The sequence below is a fragment of the Pseudomonas sp. GW821-FHT11D10 genome (assembly GCF_058808435.1).
The window spans coordinates 55,818-73,853 of record NZ_JBXARR010000002.1; the positions used below are offsets into that span (position 1 = coordinate 55,818).

Genomic DNA, 18,036 nt, shown 5'->3' on the forward strand with positions numbered 1-18,036 from the left:
AACCCCCGGCCCAGGCCGGGGGTTTTGTTTTTTTACGGCAGATTAAATACCTCGCTCCGCCCTCCCCCCGCGCACAGCCCGTCTACACTCGAAACATTCCCCCGAGCCATAACGAGACCGTTATGCCCAGACTGGCGTCCGTGCTTTTTTTGCTGTCACTGATGATCTGGACCGCAACGGCTGACGCGCTGACTCTGACCGATGAAGAACGTAGCTGGCTGGCGGCTCACCCGGACTTGCGCCTGGGTGTGGACGCGTCGTGGCCGCCCTTCGAGTTCCGCGACGACCAGAACCGCTATCAGGGCCTGGCGGCGGACTATATCGATGTGATTCGCCAACGCCTGGCGATCAAGCTCACCCCCATCGAGCCGGTGAGCTGGACGGTCGTGCTCGAACAGGCGAAAAACGGCACGATCGACTTGCTGCCCGGCATCATGTCCACCCCGGAGCGCCAGAGCTACCTGTCGTTCACCCGCCCTTATCTCGACTTTCCGATCGTCATCCTCGCCCACGTCGGCGGCCCGCAACCGCGCAAGCTCGAGGATCTTTACGGCTTGAAAATCGCCGTGGTCGAAAACTACGCCCCCCACGAACTTCTGCGCACCCATCATCCCGACCTGAACCTGGTGGCAATGCCCAACGTCAGCTCCGCGTTGCAGGCCCTGGCCACCGATGAAGTCGACGCCGTGGTCGGCGATCTGGCCTCCAGCGTCTGGAGCCTGCGCCAGCTTAAGCTCGACGGCTTATACGTCAGCGGCGAGACCCCTTACCGCTACCAACTGGCAATGGGCGTCCCTCGCGACAACAAAATGCTGGTGGGAATTCTGGACAAGGTGCTGGCCGACATGTCCCCGGAGGAAATCAGCAGCATCCAAGAGCACTGGGTCGGCAACGTCCTCGATCACCGGACATTCTGGTCGGATCTGCTGGTTTACGGCTTACCAGGTCTATCGCTTCTGGTCATCGTCCTGGCGGTGGTGATCCGCATCAACCGTCGCCTGAGTTCGGAAATCGCCCGACGCATCGACCTCGAACAGGAGCTGCGCAGCAGCGAATACCACTATCGCGGACTGGTGGAGAGTCTCTCGGCGATCGCGTGGGAAGCGCGCATCAGCGATTTCACCTACAGCTATGTTTCGCCCCACGCCGAAGATCTGCTCGGTTATCCCCTGTCTCACTGGCTGATTCCGGGCTTCTGGCACAACATCATTCACCCGGCGGATCTGACACGTGCCCAGAGCTTCTGCGATCACGAAGTGCTGGCCGGCCGCGATCACAGCCTCGATTACCGGGTGATCACCGCTGACGGCCGTTGCTTGTGGGTACGTGACATCGTCAGCCTGATCGAACACGGCCACGAACCGGTAATGCGCGGCCTGATGATCGACATCAGCGAAACCAAGCGCACCGAAGAGGCGTTGCGCCTGTCGGAACAGAAATTCGCTTCGGTATTCCAGCAATGCCCGGACATCCTGGTCATCGCCCGGTTATCCGACGGTTGCCTGCTGGAGGTCAACGAAGCCTTTGAGGAACAGATCGGGCTCAAGGCCGAAGAAGTTATTGGCCAGACTGCCACCGAACTCAACATCTGGGGCATTCCCGGGGTTGGCCCGGGCCTGCTTCAGCGCCTGCAAGCCGGCAGTATTCGCAACCTGGAGATGCCCTTTCGTCGCAACAATGGCCAGGTATTCACCGGACTGATTTCCGCCGAACCCTTCGAACTCGACACCACACCGGCGCTGGTCGTGGTGGTGCGCGACATTACCCAGCTCAAGGAAACCCAACAGCAACTGCAAACCTCCGAAGAGAAGTTCGCCAAGGCCTTCCACGCCTCGCCGGACGGTCTGCTGCTGTCGCGCCAGAGCGATGGTCTGCTGCTGGAGGTCAACGAAGGTTTCAGTCGTATCACCGGTTTCAACAGCGCCATGTCGGTGGATCGCTCGGCGCTGGACCTGGGAATCTGGGTCAACCTCAACGAACGCAAGCAAATGCTCGACCTGCTGCACCGCGACGGGTTCGTGCGCGATTTCAGCTGCCACATCCGCCGCAGCGACGGGCAGATCCGGCTCTGCGAGGTGTCCAGCCGCCCGCTGCCGATCGGCGACGAAGACTGCATGCTGACCATCGCCCGGGACATCACCGAGCGCCACCTGATGCAGGAAAAACTGCAACAGGCTGCGACCGTGTTCGAAAGTACTGCCGAAGGCGTGCTGATCACCGACACCCAACAACACATCAGCGCCGTGAACCGCGCCTTCACCGAAATCACCGGTTACAGCGAAAGCGAAGCACTGGGTCACACCCCGCGCCTGCTGGCCTCCGGGTTGCACGACAGCGCGTTCTACGCGGCGATGTGGCATCAATTGACCGACGAAGGTCACTGGCAGGGCGAAATCTCCAACCGGCGCAAAAATGGCGAGTTGTACCCGAGCTGGCTGACCATCAGCGCCGTGCGCAACCGCGACAAGTTCATCACCCACTTCGTTGCAGTGTTCGCCGATATTTCCAGCCTGAAGCATGCCCAGGCCAAACTCGACTATCAGGCGCATCACGACCCGCTCACCGGCCTGCCAAACCGCACGCTGTTCGAAAGTCGCCTGTTGATGGCACTCAACAGCCAGCAGGAGAACGGCGGTCAGGGCGCAGTGCTGTTCCTCGACCTCGACCGTTTCAAGCACATCAACGACAGCCTCGGTCACCCGGTCGGCGACCTGCTGCTCAAGGGCATCGCCGTGCGCCTCAAGGAGCAACTGCGTGATATCGACACCGTGGCGCGGCTGGGTGGCGACGAATTCATCATTCTGCTGCCCGGCCTGCAGCAGCCCGGCGATGCCGACAACATCGCCACCAAACTGCTGAACTGCTTTGGCGCGCCATTCCAGGCTGGCGAGCATGAGTTCTTCATCAGCGCCAGCATCGGCACCAGCCTTTACCCGCGCGACGGCTGCGATGTCGCGACCCTGATCAAGAACGCGGACGCGGCGATGTACCGCTCCAAGGCCAAGGGCCGCAACCGCGTCGAAAGCTACACCCGCGATCTCACCGCCCAGGCCAGCGAACGTGTGGCACTGGAGCACGAGCTTCGCCGGGCCATCGAGCGCGAGGAGCTGTACCTCTATTACCAACCGAAAATCAGCCTCGACGATCACAGCCTGGTCGGCGCCGAAGCCTTGATCCGCTGGCGCCATCCGAACTTCGGCGAAGTACCGCCAGAGCATTTCATCCCGCTGGCGGAAGAGAATGGCATGATTCTGCAAATCGGCGACTGGGTACTGGAAACCGCCTGCCGGCAAATGTTCGAATGGGGTCAGATTTACGAACCCCTCGGCCCGCTGTCGGTAAACCTCGCGGGCGCGCAACTACGCCAACCGAACCTGCTGGGACGCATCGAGCAACTGCTCAAGGACAACCGCCTGCGGCCGGAATTACTGCAACTGGAAATTACCGAAAACTTCATCATGAGCCAGGCTGAAGAAGCGCTGGCGGTGCTGCACCAGCTCAAACACCTCGGCGTACAGCTGGCCATCGACGACTTCGGCACCGGTTATTCCTCGCTTAGTTATCTCAAGCGTCTGCCACTGGACATCCTCAAGATCGACCAGTCTTTCGTCCGCGGCCTGCCCGACGACCCGCACGACGCGGCAATTGTCCGCGCCATCATCGCCCTGGGCCGCAGCATGCAATTCACCGTGATCGCCGAAGGCGTGGAAACCCAGGCCCAGCAACAATTCCTCGCCGCCGAAGGTTGCGAACAGATCCAGGGCTACATCGTCAGCCTGCCGCTGCCACCAGAAGAGTTTGCCGCGACGTTTCTTCGTATAGCCGTATCAGATTTTTCGGATAGCACAGCCGAGAAACCGTCGCTATAATCCGCGGCCTACTGAGGGCCTATAGCTCAGTTGGTTAGAGCAGAGGACTCATAATCCTTTGGTCCACGGTTCAAGTCCGTGTGGGCCCACCAAACATGAAAAAGCCGCGCTTATGTGCGGCTTTTTTTCGCCTGTCGTTTGGCGATTTCGGTCTTCACAAGCGCTACGTTGGACATGCGCCGGCAAGAGCCATGAACAAGCACCGCCAGGGCGAACTTCTCTACAAGAGATACGTTCTTCAGGACAAACAAAAAGGGGAGCCTGTTGGCTCCCCTCGAAAATTTGAATCCTGATATTGGCATCCTCAGGAAATGGGATGAAGAGGTCTCACCTTACACCGATGTTGCAGCATCGCTGAGGTACCTACGTCTGCTGAAGCCCTGCAAGGCAGCAGATTTCGCGCTCTTGAGGCCATTTTTGATAAAGGCAGCAGGCAAGTCAAATCATTTGTCTGTTCTTTTGTTTCAGCAAAATCCCCCGATCCGATGACTGACTAATCCCCCGCCGCTCAATCAGCGCTCACAAGCGCCTCGCGTGGCGAGCCTGTAACATGCAGCCCATTGATCCGTACCGCTGGAGCCTGCCCTTGCCCGACATCCGCCCACCCGTGCTCGATGAAATCGACCGCCAACTGATCGCTGCCCTGCAAATCAACGCCCGCGAAAGCGTGGCGATGCTGGCCCGGCAATTGGGGATCGCACGCACGACCGTGACTTCGCGACTGGCGCGGCTGGAAAAGGCCAAGGTCATCACCGGCTACGGCGTGCGACTGGGTCAGCGTGTAGTGGATGGCGGCTTGCAGGCTTACGTCGGGATCAAGGTGCAGCCGCGCTCTGGTAAAGAAGTGTTGCGGCGGTTGAGCGCGATGGCTCAGGTACAGCAGCTGTGCGCGGTAAGTGGCGAGTTTGATTATGTGGCGTGGTTGCGGACCGATTCACCGGAGCAGCTCGATCAGCTTCTCGATCAAATCGGCAGCGTAGACGGCGTGGAGAAGACCACAACGTCGATCATCCTCAGCAGCAAGATTGATCGCGGACATCCAGTCTGACCAAAAAGATCGTCAGATTGCAGCACTAACGCTCAAAACGACGACACTTTGCGTCTTATTAACGTGTTCTACGCTCCCTAGAATGGCTGGCATCTTTTCCTATACTCAGACGCGCATCCAGCGTCGGGTCGCCAGCAAGGTCAGCCATGAACAAGAACAATCGCCATCCTGCAGACGGTAAGAAACCGATCACCATTTTTGGCCCGGACTTTCCCTTCGCCTTCGACGACTGGATCGAACACCCGGCCGGTCTGGGCAGCATCCCCGAGCACAACCACGGTGCCGAAGTGGCAATCGTCGGGGCCGGCATCGCCGGTCTGGTGGCGGCTTATGAGCTGATGAAACTCGGCTTGAAACCCGTCGTTTATGAGGCTTCGAAGCTCGGCGGCCGTCTGCGTTCGCAAGCGTTCAACGGCACTGACGGTATCGTCGCCGAACTCGGCGGCATGCGCTTCCCGGTGTCGTCCACCGCGTTCTATCACTACGTCGACAAACTCGGCCTGGAAACCAAGCCTTTCCCCAACCCGCTGACGCCGGCCTCCGGCAGCACCGTGATCGACCTGGAAGGCAAAACCCATTACGCACAGAGCCTGAAGGATCTTCCTGCACTGTTCCAGGAAGTGGCTGACGCATGGGCTGATGCTCTGGAGGCCGGCTCGCAGTTCGCCGATATCCAGCAAGCGATCCGCGACCGCGACGTGCCACGCCTCAAAGAACTGTGGAACACCCTCGTGCCGCTGTGGGACGACCGCACGTTCTACGACTTCGTCGCCACCTCGAAAGCCTTCGCCAAGCTGTCGTTCCATCACCGCGAAGTGTTCGGTCAGGTCGGCTTCGGTACCGGTGGCTGGGACTCGGACTTCCCCAACTCGATGCTGGAAATCTTCCGCGTCGTGATGACCAACTGCGACGATCACCAGCATCTGGTGGTCGGCGGCGTGGAACAAGTGCCGCAAGGCATCTGGCGTCATGCGCCGGAACGCTGCGTACACTGGCCGAAAGGCACCAGCCTGAAATCGCTGCACCACGGCGCCCCGCGCTCCGGGGTGAAGAAAATCGCCCACGCGCCTGACGGACGTTTCGCGGTCACCGACAACAACGGCGACACCCGCGAATACGCTGCCGTACTGACCACCTGCCAGAGCTGGCTGCTGACCACCCAGATCGAATGCGACGAGAGCCTGTTCTCGCAGAAGATGTGGATGGCTCTGGACCGTACTCGCTACATGCAATCGTCGAAGACCTTCGTGATGGTCGACCGCCCGTTCTGGAAGGACAAGGACCCGGAAACCGGCCGTGACCTGATGAGCATGACCCTCACCGATCGCCTGACCCGTGGCACCTATCTGTTCGACAACGGCGACGACAAGCCGGGCGTGATCTGCCTGTCGTACTCGTGGATGAGTGACGCGTTGAAGATGCTTCCGCACCCGGTGGAAAAACGCGTGAAGCTGGCGCTGGATGCATTGAAGAAGATCTACCCGAAAGTCGACATCGCCGCGCGGATCATCGGTGATCCGATCACCGTGTCGTGGGAAGCCGACCCGCACTTCCTCGGCGCGTTCAAGGGCGCCCTGCCCGGCCACTATCGCTACAACCAGCGCATGTACGCGCACTTCATGCAGGACGACATGCCGCCGGAGCAGCGCGGGATTTTCATCGCCGGCGACGACGTGTCGTGGACGCCAGCGTGGGTCGAAGGCGCGGTACAGACATCACTCAACGCAGTGTGGGGAATCATGAAGCACTTCGGCGGGTCCACACATACAGAGAACCCCGGCCCGGGTGATGTGTTCAACGACATCGGCCCGATCGCCCTGCCCGAGTAAGAGGAATCCCTGATGCGTGTAGCCCTTTACCAATGTCCACCGCTGCCACTGGAACCTGCCGCTAACCTTCAGCGCCTGCAACAACTGGCGATGGAGGCCAAAGGTGCCGACCTGCTGGTGGTGCCGGAAATGTTCCTGACCGGCTACAACATCGGCAAGGAGGCGGTTGCGACATTGGCCGAGGTCTACAACGGTGAGTGGGCGCAGCAAGTCGGTCGTATCGCCAAGGCTGCCGGTCTGGCGATTCTCTACGGTTACCCGGAGCGCACCGCCGAAGGACAGATCTACAACGCCGTGCAGTTGATCGATTCGAACGGTGAACGCCTGTGCAATTACCGCAAGACGCATCTGTTCGGCGATCTGGATCGTTCGATGTTCAGCCCCGGCGATGGCGAGTTTCCCATCGTCGAGCTCAACGGCTGGAAGCTCGGTTTCCTGATCTGCTACGACCTGGAGTTCCCGGAAAACGCCCGGCGCCTGGCCCTTGAAGGTGCCGAGCTGATTCTGGTGCCGACCGCAAACATGATTCCTTTCGATTTCATTGCCGATGTTTCCGTGCGCTCCCGCGCCTTCGAAAACCAGTGCTACGTGGCTTACGCCAACTACTGCGGCCACGAAGGCGACATCCATTACTGCGGGCAAAGCAGCATCGCCGCGCCGGATGGCAGCCGCATCGCCCAGGCCGGACTGGACGAGGCCTTGATCGTCGGTGAGCTGGATCGTCAGTTGATGGTCGACTCCCGCAGCGCCAATCGCTACTTCAACGACCGCCGCCCCGAACTTTACGACGCGCTCAACAAGCGCTAATCCGCTAGCATTGGCACTTCACTGTTCTGGAAGTGCCCATGCCTGCGCCGAATCCCCCCCGCCCCCACACCGAAACCCTGGCCAACGGCCTGCGCGTGACCCTGCGTCACGTGCCCGGCCTGAAGCGCAGTGCCGCTGCGTTGCGGGTGGCTGCCGGCAGTCATGACGTGCCGTTGGCGTGGCCGGGGCTGGCGCATTTCCTTGAGCATTTGCTGTTTCTCGGCACCGAGCGTTTTCCTGCACAGCAAGGGCTGATGGCCTACGTGCAAAGTCACGGCGGCCAAGTGAATGCCAGCACCCGCGAGCGCACCACCGATTTCTTCTTTGAGTTGCCGCCAGCGTCCTTCAGCGGTGGACTGGAGCGTCTGTCAGACATGCTCGCCCACCCACGTATGAAGCCGGACGATCAGTTGCGGGAACGGGAAGTGTTGCAGGCGGAGTTTGTCGCGTGGTCGCAGGATGCGGCGGCTCAGCAGCAAGAGGCGCTGTCCGAGGGATTGTCGGCGGTGCATCCATTGCGCGGTTTTCATGCCGGGAATCGCGACAGTCTGCCGGTTGAGCAAGCAGACTTTCAGCAGGCATTGAAAGACTTCCATCAGCAGTTTTACCGCACCGGGCAGATGATCCTGAGTCTGGTCGGGCCGCAAAGCGTGGAAGAACTGCGAGCGCTGGCGGAGCAGTTTGCCGCCGCGCTGACGGCTGGGGATAAAACTGCACAGGCTTCCCCCGTTCGCTTGATGGACAACGCACAGGAAAGTTATCAACAGATCGGCGAGCAGCGCGGTGATCTGCTATTTGCGCTGGAGAATTTGCCGGAGTCGTCGGCCGAGGCGCTGGCGTTTCTCTGTCACTGGTTGAACAGCGCCAAGCCCGGTGGGTTGCTCGCGCATTTGCAGCAGCAGGGGCAGGGGCAGGGGCAGGGGCAGGCGGAGGGTTTGCAGGCCTGTGTGCCTTATCAATTTGCTGGGCAGGCTTTGCTACATCTTCAGTTCACTGCGGAATCCGGGTCACTCGACGCCATCCGCGCACTGTTTCTCGACTGGTTGAGCTACTTCTCAGCGCAGCAGGACTGGCCGGCGTTGCGTCAGGAGTATGCAACGCTGCTTGAACGTCAGCAGCAAGTCAGCGGTGCGTTGCAACTGGCCCGACTCGACAGCGAACAACTCGAAAGCGGCCTCTCCGAATCGGCCGTTGCAGCGCTCAAAGTGATTCTCGGCAAAATCGGCACTGTGGATAACTTCAGCAGCCACTGGCATCTGCCCGCTGCCAATCCGTTCCTGCGCGCAACCGAGCCGCTGGCCAACGCCGGCCTGATCCGCGGCCAGACCAGCGCCCACCGAGGCCTGCGCACGTTCGCTCAGGATCGCTCACGCACCCGCCGCGAACGCTCGCCGATGCAATTCAGCCAGGCGCTGCCGGATAACGGTGACGAAGGTGCGGTGTATGTGCGCTGGCAGACGGAAGCAGCGGCCACGGCCGAGCTGCAAGCGAAACTGCAACGCAGTCTGCGGGAAGTGTCTGACGACGCACGTCAGGCGGGGGTCGAGTTATCTTTCAGCACCTCGGGTAATCAGTGGCTGCTGAAACTCACTGGCCTGCAGGACACGCTGCCCGTTGTGCTGGAGCACGCGCTGAAATCTCTGACACAAGTGGGCGCCGATTCCGCAAAAGGCGAGCCGCAACCTGCGCTGATACCGATCCGCCAGCTGCTCAAGGCATTGCCCGAAAAGTGCCTGCCAGCGGTAAGCGAATCCGATGACGCTGCGCACCTGTGGACAACTTCCCGCTGGGACGGTCTGGCTTTGGGGTTAAGCCCACAAATCCAGTCAGCCATGGGCTTGGCCCTGAGTCGCATCCCCGGCATCCCGGACAATCAAATTCCCCCACCTTCGATCATCAACGCCGGATTCCGGTGGAGTCAGATCGGCAGCAATTCCAGCGAACACGCCTTGTTGCTGTTCTGCCCGACCGCCAGCCGTGAAATCGCCGACGAAGCCGCATGGCGCCTGCTCGCCCACTTGTGCCAGACACCGTTCTACCAACGCCTGCGCGTTGAACTGCAACTCGGTTATGCGGTGTTCAGCGGCCTGCGTCAGCTCCACGGCCAGACCGGCTTGCTGTTCGGTGTGCAATCGCCCACGGCCACCGCCGCGCAATTGCTGGGCCACATTCAGCAGTTTCTCGATGGACTGCCAGCCCTTGTCGAACAACTCGATGACGCCAGCCTCGCCCAGCAACGCCAGACGCTTGCCGATCAGTTCGATGACAGCGTCCTGTCCGGCAAGGACGCTGCCGAACTGCTGTGGCAGGCCCAACTCGCCGGCCACTCGTCGGATTATCTGCTGCAATTACGCACCGCCATCGTTCAACTGGATCGCGCGGCATTGCTGGCCGCCGCACAACGTCTGATCCGCGCCGAGGGCGGCTGGCACGGCTTGGCCAACAGCCCTTCGCCGGGCGCGCCATGGCAAGCGGCAAAATGATCATTACCGGGGCTGCAAGGAGCTTTCTCAAAGATTCACGGGCAAAGCCCCTGAAATTTTGAGTAACATAGCCACCTAACTATTTGGAACATCCCTGCGCTGCTGTGGACTATACCTATGGATAGCGCTATCTCACCCACCTGAAAAAGGAGTCACCCGATGGCTTGGACCAAACCTGCTTACACCGACCTGCGCATCGGCTTCGAAGTCACCATGTACTTCGCCAGCCGCTGAGTCCTGCCTCAAGCAGAACACTGCAGTGCAACGCCTCGGCTCGCCGGGGCGTTTTATTTTCAGCGTTGAAATGATGGAGCGTTCATGTTCGTCCAGATTCTGGGTTCGGCCGCCGGTGGCGGTTTTCCGCAGTGGAACTGCAACTGCGTCAATTGCGCCGGTTTTCGCGACGGCAGCCTGAATGCCCAGGCCCGTACCCAATCGTCCATCGCGATTTCCGATGACGGCGTGAACTGGGTGCTGTGCAACGCCTCGCCGGACATCCGCGCGCAGCTTCAGAGCTTCGCCCCGATGCAACCGGGCCGTGCCCTGCGTGACACCGGCATCAGCGCGATCATCCTGATGGACAGCCAGATCGACCACACCACCGGTCTGCTCAGCCTGCGCGAAGGCTGCCCGCATCAGGTCTGGTGCACGGACATGGTCCACGAAGACCTGAGCACCGGTTTCCCGCTGTTCACCATGCTCAAGCACTGGAACGGCGGGCTGGACTGGAACCGCATCGAACTCGACCAGAGCTTCACCGTCGCCGCGTGCCCGAACCTGCGCTTCACCCCGCTGCCGCTGCGCAGCGCCGCACCGCCCTACTCGCCGCACCGCTTCGACCCGCACCCGGGCGACAACATCGGCCTGATCGTCGAAGACCTCGGCACCGGCGGCAAGCTGTTCTACGCGCCGGGCCTGGGCAAAGTCGACGCGCCGCTGCTGGAAATCATGGCCGGCAGCAACTGCGTGCTGGTGGACGGGACAATGTGGGACGACGATGAAATGCAGCGTCGTGGCGTCGGCACCCGCACCGGCCGCGAAATGGGCCACCTGGCCCAGAACGGCCCCGGCGGCATGCTCGAAGTGCTGGAGCAGCTTCCCGAGCAGCGCAAGGTGCTTATCCACATCAACAACACCAACCCGATTCTCGACGAAGACTCCCCGGAGCGCGCGGAACTGGTTCGGCGCAATGTAGAAGTGGCGTATGACGGCATGAGCATCGTCCTGTAACGAATGGCCCGGAGAACCGCAATGACCGACACCCCGCTGTCCCACGCCGAATTCGAAGCGGCCTTGCGCGCCAAGGGCGCGTATTACCACATTCATCACCCGTATCACGTGGCGATGTATGAAGGCCGGGCCACCCGCGAGCAGATCCAGGGCTGGGTCGCCAACCGTTTCTACTATCAGGTGAATATCCCCCTGAAAGACGCAGCAATTCTGGCGAACTGCCCGGATCGCGAAATTCGCCGCGAGTGGATTCAGCGCCTGCTCGACCACGACGGCGCTCCCGGTGAAGACGGCGGCATCGAAGCCTGGCTGCGTCTCGGCCAGGCCGTCGGTCTCGACCCGGATCAATTGCGTTCCCAGGAACTGGTGCTGCCCGGCGTGCGTTTCGCCGTCGACGCCTACGTCAACTTCGCCCGCCGCGCCAGTTGGCAGGAAGCCGCCAGCAGCTCGCTGACCGAGCTGTTCGCGCCGCAGATTCACCAGTCGCGGCTCGACAGCTGGCCACAGCATTACCCGTGGATCGACCCGGCCGGCTACGAGTATTTCCGCACCCGTCTCGGTCAGGCCCGACGCGATGTCGAGCATGGCCTGGCGATTACGCTTGAGCACTACAAGACCCGCGAGGGTCAGGAGCGCATGCTGGAAATTCTCCAGTTCAAACTGGACATTCTTTGGAGCATGCTCGATGCCATGAGCATGGCCTACGAACTGAACCGCCCGCCGTATCACAGCGTCACCGATCAACGGGTCTGGCATAAAGGAATCGCCTTATGAGTTTCGACCGCAGCAAGACCCCGACCTGGCGTCCCGGCTACCGTTTCCAGTACGAACCGGCCCAGAAAGGCCACGTGCTGCTGTACCCGGAAGGCATGATCAAACTCAATGAAAGTGCCGCGCTGATTGGCGGCCTGATCGACGGTGAACGGAATGTCGCGGCGATCATCGCCGAACTCGACCAGCAGTTCCCCGGCGTGCCCGAGCTCGGTGACGACATCGAGCAATTCATGGAGGTTGCCCGTGCGCAGCACTGGATCGAACTTGCCTGAGTCATCGGCGCAAGTCCCGGCCAAACCGGAAGTCGGCCTGCCGCTGTGGCTGCTCGCCGAGCTGACTTACCGCTGCCCGCTGCAATGCCCGTACTGCTCCAATCCGCTGGATTTCGCCGAGCAGGGCAAAGAGCTGAGCACCGAGCAGTGGATCAAGGTGTTCCGCGAGGCGCGGGAGATGGGCGCGGCGCAACTGGGCTTTTCCGGCGGCGAACCGTTGGTGCGCCAAGACCTCGCCGAGCTGATTCATGAAGCGCGCCAGTTGGGTTTTTACACCAATCTGATTACCTCCGGCATCGGCCTGACGGAACAGAAGATCAGCGACTTCAAAAAGGCCGGTCTCGATCACATCCAGATCAGTTTTCAGGCCAGCGACGAGCAAGTGAACAACCTGCTCGCGGGCTCGAAAAAAGCCTTCGCGAAGAAACTGGAAATGGCCCGCGCCGTGAAGGCCCACGGCTATCCGATGGTGCTGAACTTCGTCACCCATCGGCACAACATCGACAAGATCGACCGCATCATCGAGCTGTGCATTGCGCTGGAGGCCGACTTCGTCGAACTCGCCACCTGCCAGTTCTACGGTTGGGCGCAGCTCAATCGTGTCGGCCTGTTGCCGACCAAAGAGCAACTGGTCCGCGCCGAACGCATCACCAACGAATACCGCGCCAAGCTGGAAGCGGAAGGGCATCCGTGCAAACTGATTTTCGTCACCCCGGACTATTACGAAGAACGCCCGAAAGCCTGCATGAACGGCTGGGGCAGCATCTTTCTGACGGTCACGCCGGACGGCACCGCCCTGCCCTGTCACGGCGCGCGCCAGCTGCCGGTACAATTTCCCAATGTGCGCGACCACAGCATGCAGCACATCTGGTACGACTCGTTCGGCTTCAACCGTTTCCGCGGCTATGACTGGATGCCCGAGCCGTGCCGCTCCTGCGACGAAAAAGAGCAGGACTTCGGCGGCTGCCGCTGCCAGGCCTTCATGCTCACCGGCGATGCGAGCAATGCCGACCCGGTGTGCAGCAAATCCGAACATCACGGCGTGATTCTCAAGGCCCGCGAAGAAGCCGAGCACGCCACCCAGACCATTGAACAACTGGCCTTTCGCAATGAACGAAACTCGCGCCTCATCGCCAAAGGCTGAGCCTTTCAGCGCCACTGCTGCGGTTGCTGCCGGCGTGGATTTCGCCGAGCTGCAACTTGGCACCCATGGTTTGTTCTGGAATGAATATCGCCCTACGGACGCCGCCTGCCGGATCTGGCACTGGCACGATGGCGCGGCGAAATGTCTGACACCCACGGGTTTCAGCGTCCGCAGTCGGGTGTACGAATATGGCGGTGGGGCGTTTTGTCTGACGCCTGACGGGGTGGTTTTCGTTAACGAGTCGGACCAGCAGCTGTACCGACAGACGCTGGACGGCGAGCCCGTGGCATTGACGTCCGGGGAATGCCGATATGGTGATCTGCACTTTGCCGAAGGGCAGGTGCTGGCTGTTGAAGAGAACGGTGATTGCCATCGGCTGGTGGCTATCGATCTGGCGAATGGCGACCGCCATTTGTTGGTTGAAGGCGCGGATTTTTATGCATCGCCAATCATCAGCCCGGACGGCCAACGCCTGGCGTGGATCGAGTGGAGCCGTCCGCATCAGCCTTGGACGTCCACGCGTTTGATGCTCGCCGAGCGCTCGTCCAATGGATTTTCCGCCCCGCGTTGTGTGGCGGGTGAAGCGTTTGAAGAGTCGATCCAGCAGCCGCGCTTCGATGCCCATGGCCGACTGGGCTGCCTGACCGATCGTGGTGGGTATTGGCAACCGTGGGTCGAGTCAGTAAACGGCTTGCAACCGTTAGCTAGCGCCGAAGCCGATCACGCGCCGGCTCCATGGCAACTTGGCGGTTGCACATGGCTGCCCACCGACGAAGGCTTTTTGGCGAGCTGGAGCGAAGGCGGCTTCGGCCGCCTGGCGCTTAACGGCGAAGACTTCACCGGCGATTACAGCCGCTTCCGTCATCTGGCTGTCGACGATCAATTCATTTACTGCATCGCGGCTTCACCGATCAGCCCTTCAGCGGTGATCGCCATTGATCGCAAATCGCGTGAAGTGAATGTCCTGGCCGGCGGTGTCGCACCGCTGCCAGCCGAGCGCATCAGCCGCCCGCAAACCCTGCGCTATCCCAGTGGTTCGGGTGAAGCCCACGGCTTCTTTTACCCGGCCACCAATGGCGATGTGAAACCGCCGTTGGTGGTGTTCATCCACGGCGGCCCGACGTCGGCCTGCTACCCGATGCTCGACCCACGTATTCAGTACTGGACGCAACGCGGCTTCGCCGTCGCCGATCTCAACTACCGAGGCAGCAGCGGTTATGGCCGGGAGTATCGACAAGCCCTGCATCTGAGTTGGGGCGCAGTGGATGTCGAGGATGCCTGTGCGGTGGTGGCTTACCTAAATGATCGCGGGATGATCGACGGCGAGCGTGCATTCATCCGTGGCGGCAGCGCCGGTGGTTACACGACGTTGTGCGCACTGGCATTCCATCAAGTGTTCCGCGCCGGTGCCAGTCTGTACGGCGTCAGTGACCCGGTAGCCCTCGGCCGCGCGACGCACAAGTTTGAAGGCGATTATCTGGACTGGCTGATCGGCGATCCCGAGAAAGATGCCGAACGCTACGCCGCCCGGACGCCGTTGCTGCACGCAGGGAACATTCGCGTACCGGTGATCTTCTTCCAAGGTGAGCTGGACGCCGTGGTCGTGCCGCAACAGACCCGCGACATGGTCGCGGCCCTGGAGCAAAACGGCATTGAGGTCGAAGCGCATTACTACGCCGACGAACGCCACGGCTTCCGCCGGGCCGCCAATCAGGCCCATGCGCTGGAGCAGGAATGGCGGTTCTACCAGCGAGTGATGGGTTTGACAGACTGAGACTCAGCGCTTGGCGATGATGTACACCGCGTGCACGATCCCCGGGATATAACCGCACAACGTCAGCAGAATGTTCAGCCAGAACGCGCCGCCGAACCCGACCTGCAGAAACACACCCAGTGGCGGCAACAGAATGGCGATGATGATGCGGATAAAGTCCATGGGGCAGCTCCTGATTGGGGGTTGGCTCACCTGAGCCATACAAGCTAATCGACCTGTGCCGTTTGTCAGGGTTCAGTGCAAACCACAATCTCGCCATCTGATCGCCATTACCCGGCCACAAAAAAACGCCCCACGCCAAAAGAATCAGGCGTGGGGCGTGCGTTATACCGCGAGACGGTTCTTGAATTCGGGTGGGAAACTTCAGCTCAGACGGCAATCCCTTTGCGGCATTGCAGCTGCGCGGTGCGTACCCGGGAGAAGGCACGGGCCAGGCGCAGGAGCATTTCGTCGATGTTGGCCTTGCTGACATTGAGCGCCGGGGTGAAGCGCAGGCAGTCGGCTTGCGGGGCGTTGAGCAGCAAGCCCTCGTGAAGCGCGGCTTTGACCACGGCCTCGGCGGAGTCTTCCGACAGGGTCAGTCCCCAGAACAGCCCTTGTCCGCGCAACTCGCCATGCTCATAACGATGGGCCAGACGGGCGAGCCCTTCGCGCAGATGCTGGCCGTTGTCCCGGATCTGTTCGAGGAAGGCGCGGTCCTGCACGCTATCGAGCACCACCAGTCCTGCGGCGGTCATCAGCGCGTTGCCGTGATGAGTACCGCCCAGCTCGCCGGAGTCGAAACAGCAGGCCTTGCCTCGCGCCAGCAGCGCCGCCAGTGGCACACCACCGCCGAGGCCTTTGCCGAGCACGACGATATCGGCGCGCACGCCGTAGGATTGTTCGGCGAGCAAGGTGCCGCAGCGGCCGATGCCGGTCTGAACTTCGTCGAGAATCAGCAGAATCCCCAGCTCACGGCACAAGCGTTCGACACCCTTGAGGTAATGCTCGGTCGCCGGGATTACTCCGGCATCGCTCTGGATCGGTTCGAGCATGATGGCCACGGTCTGTGCATCGACCGCTGCATGCAGCGCCGGCAGGTCATTGAACGGCACCGGATCGAAACCCGGCAGCAACGGCGCGAAGCGGTTGTGCAGGTTGCAACTGTCCGACGCCGAAATCGTCGCCAGACTACGTCCGTGACAGCCTTGTCTGGCGACAATGATCCGCGAGGCGCCGCCGCGATGCAGCTGGCCCCATTTGCGCGCCAGTTTGATCGCCGCTTCGCAGGCCTCACTGCCACTATTGAGCAGATACGCCTGATCGCTGGAAGTACCGGCACACAGGCGCTCGGCAAGGCTGAGCATGCCGCGGTTGTGCAGATTGAAGCCGGGATTGATTAACGCTTGAGCCTGGTTGGCAATGGCTTTGACCAGCGCCGAAGGGCTGTGGCCGAGGCTGTTGGCGCCTCCGGCCTGGGAAAAGTCCAGGTAGGCGCGGTCATTGCTGTCCCATAGCCAGGAGCCCTGGCCGCGAACGAATACCTGCTGTGGGCGCTCGACGCTGGGCATCAGACGTTCGGCATTCAGGCCATCAGCGGCATCCGATTCTTGGGTTTCAAAAGCCAGGTCATCGAGGCTCGGCGTCTGGCGCCGCAAACTGAACAGATTCATTGAGAAAAACCTCGATCGAGGTTTTTTGAACTGCCTATGTAAACACTTTCAAAACAAACGCTGGTCATTGCGCTTTCCGGCCCTGTAAGCCTTGTGAATGCGGTTAGACTAGGCCGGTTCACGGCGTCGAGCCATTTCGATTTCTCAGCATTTTCGATAAGTGTTACTTATGGATTTCAAACAACTGCGTTATTTCGTCGCGGTCTACGAAGAAGGTCATGTCGGACGTGCCGCCGAGCGCCTGTCTATCTCTCAGCCCGCGCTGTCCCAGCAGATTCGCCACCTGGAACAGAACCTCGACGTCACCCTGTTCGAACGCAGCAGCAAACGCCTGCTGCCGACCCTCGCCGCCCACACGCTATACAACCACGCCTTGCCACTGCTCGACGGCATGCAGCGGGCGCGTGAGGCGCTGGGTAACTTCAAGGGTCAGGCACTGCGCACATTGGCGATTGGTGTGCTGCAAACCGTGCACACCAGTCTGGTGCCGCAAATGCTGGAGCGAGTGCGCAAGGCTCAACCGCATCTGGTGGTGCAGATTTATGAACTGACGGGGCTTGAGATCGAGCGGCGGCTGCTCAACGGCTCTTTGGATATCGGCATCAGTTATCTGCCGCCACGCCAGCCGGGCCTGCACGGCGTGATGCTGTACGAAGATGAACTGACGCTGGTGATCCCGGCGGATCATCCGCTGCGGGAATTCAAGAAAGTCTCGATGAGTCAGGCGGCCGAATTGCCGATGTTGCTATTGGGCGAAGAATTTCAGATCCGCCAGATCTGGCAGGCGCAACTGGCCAGCCTCGGACGACGCCCGCAAGTACAGGCAGAATTGAACAATATGGTGGGGATTCTCGACAGCCTGCCGCACACCCGTCTGGCGACGGTGCTGCCCGGTCGTTCGCAAAAGGAGTACGACGATCAGGATCTGCTGTGGAAACCGTTGAGTGAGCCGCGTGTACCGTTGAAGGTCGGGCTGGTGTGTCGCGATGTGCAGCGCCAGCAGGCGCCATTGGCCTTGCTGCGAACGTTGCTGGAGGAGGTGATGCAGCGTGAGGAAAAACCGCTGAAAGGTGCGCCGCCACTGGACGCGCTGAGCTGAAAACTTTTCTGCGGGCATAAGAAAACCCCGCCGAAGCGGGGCTTTGCAGACTGTT

15 protein-coding genes and 1 tRNA gene are annotated in these 18,036 nt (G+C 60.9%); 14 read left to right on the forward strand and 2 right to left on the reverse strand.

Annotation, left to right across the window (positions count from 1 at the left end):
- The first annotated feature begins 122 nt into the window (after positions 1-122).
- The 13 genes from AC1RT4_RS06670 (at position 123) to AC1RT4_RS06730 (ending at position 15,230) form a co-directional block, all read left to right on the forward strand.
- Positions 123-3,869: a bifunctional diguanylate cyclase/phosphodiesterase gene (locus AC1RT4_RS06670; protein WP_493084552.1), complete on the forward strand. Its 3,747-nt coding sequence runs from the start codon at positions 123-125 to the stop codon at positions 3,867-3,869.
- A gap of 15 nt (positions 3,870-3,884) precedes the next feature.
- Positions 3,885-3,961: transfer RNA gene (locus AC1RT4_RS06675), tRNA-Ile, on the forward strand.
- Between the two features lie 3 nt (positions 3,962-3,964).
- Positions 3,965-4,162: a hypothetical protein gene (locus AC1RT4_RS06680; RefSeq protein ID WP_493084554.1), complete on the forward strand. Its 198-nt coding sequence runs from the start codon at positions 3,965-3,967 to the stop codon at positions 4,160-4,162.
- Positions 4,163-4,455: 293 nt separating this feature from the next.
- Complete coding sequence (locus AC1RT4_RS06685; RefSeq protein WP_007959884.1) at positions 4,456-4,917, forward strand: Lrp/AsnC family transcriptional regulator; 462 nt, start codon at positions 4,456-4,458, stop codon at positions 4,915-4,917.
- Between the two features lie 146 nt (positions 4,918-5,063).
- Positions 5,064-6,746 carry a flavin monoamine oxidase family protein gene (locus AC1RT4_RS06690; RefSeq protein WP_493084556.1) on the forward strand — a complete coding sequence of 561 codons (1,683 nt, stop codon included), beginning with the start codon at positions 5,064-5,066 and terminating at the stop codon, positions 6,744-6,746.
- Between the two features lie 12 nt (positions 6,747-6,758).
- On the forward strand, positions 6,759-7,553 hold the full coding sequence (locus AC1RT4_RS06695) for a carbon-nitrogen hydrolase family protein (RefSeq protein ID WP_262159006.1): 795 nt from the start codon (positions 6,759-6,761) through the stop codon (positions 7,551-7,553).
- A 38-nt stretch (positions 7,554-7,591) separates the two neighbouring features.
- A complete protein-coding gene (gene pqqF / locus AC1RT4_RS06700) occupies positions 7,592-10,036 on the forward strand; it encodes a pyrroloquinoline quinone biosynthesis protein PqqF (RefSeq protein WP_493084559.1) in 2,445 nt (814 codons plus the stop codon).
- A 159-nt stretch (positions 10,037-10,195) separates the two neighbouring features.
- Entirely contained in the window at positions 10,196-10,270 is a 75-nt protein-coding gene (gene pqqA, locus AC1RT4_RS06705) for a pyrroloquinoline quinone precursor peptide PqqA (RefSeq protein WP_003444522.1), read from the forward strand.
- An 84-nt stretch (positions 10,271-10,354) separates the two neighbouring features.
- Positions 10,355-11,266, forward strand: coding sequence for a pyrroloquinoline quinone biosynthesis protein PqqB (pqqB, locus tag AC1RT4_RS06710; protein WP_493084561.1), 912 nt, complete (start codon positions 10,355-10,357; stop codon positions 11,264-11,266).
- A 21-nt stretch (positions 11,267-11,287) separates the two neighbouring features.
- Positions 11,288-12,040 carry a pyrroloquinoline-quinone synthase PqqC gene (gene pqqC, locus AC1RT4_RS06715; RefSeq protein ID WP_192559138.1) on the forward strand — a complete coding sequence of 251 codons (753 nt, stop codon included), beginning with the start codon at positions 11,288-11,290 and terminating at the stop codon, positions 12,038-12,040.
- The gene (gene pqqD, locus AC1RT4_RS06720) at positions 12,037-12,312 is read left to right on the forward strand and encodes a pyrroloquinoline quinone biosynthesis peptide chaperone PqqD (protein WP_476199381.1); all 276 of its coding nucleotides are present in this window, start codon (positions 12,037-12,039) and stop codon (positions 12,310-12,312) included. The genes pqqC and pqqD overlap by 4 nt, the downstream gene beginning before the upstream one ends.
- A complete protein-coding gene (gene pqqE / locus AC1RT4_RS06725; RefSeq protein WP_493084564.1) occupies positions 12,284-13,456 on the forward strand; it encodes a pyrroloquinoline quinone biosynthesis protein PqqE in 1,173 nt (390 codons plus the stop codon). Before pqqD ends, pqqE begins: the two co-directional genes overlap by 29 nt.
- Positions 13,422-15,230, forward strand: coding sequence for a S9 family peptidase (locus AC1RT4_RS06730; protein WP_493084566.1), 1,809 nt, complete (start codon positions 13,422-13,424; stop codon positions 15,228-15,230). The genes pqqE and AC1RT4_RS06730 overlap by 35 nt, the downstream gene beginning before the upstream one ends.
- Before the next feature lie 3 nt (positions 15,231-15,233).
- Here AC1RT4_RS06730 and AC1RT4_RS06735 read toward each other — a convergent pair whose 3' ends face one another.
- Positions 15,234-15,392 (reverse strand): YqaE/Pmp3 family membrane protein, encoded by a 159-nt coding sequence (locus tag AC1RT4_RS06735; protein WP_003228885.1) that lies wholly within the window; start codon positions 15,390-15,392, stop codon positions 15,234-15,236.
- 206 nt (positions 15,393-15,598) lie between these two features.
- The gene (locus AC1RT4_RS06740) at positions 15,599-16,882 is read right to left on the reverse strand and encodes an aspartate aminotransferase family protein (RefSeq protein ID WP_493084568.1); all 1,284 of its coding nucleotides are present in this window, start codon (positions 16,880-16,882) and stop codon (positions 15,599-15,601) included.
- 169 nt (positions 16,883-17,051) lie between these two features.
- On the opposite strand from AC1RT4_RS06740, the gene AC1RT4_RS06745 reads away from it, so the two are divergent.
- Complete coding sequence (locus AC1RT4_RS06745) at positions 17,052-17,981, forward strand: LysR family transcriptional regulator (RefSeq protein ID WP_085609079.1); 930 nt, start codon at positions 17,052-17,054, stop codon at positions 17,979-17,981.
- The last annotated feature ends 55 nt before the right edge of the window (positions 17,982-18,036 follow it).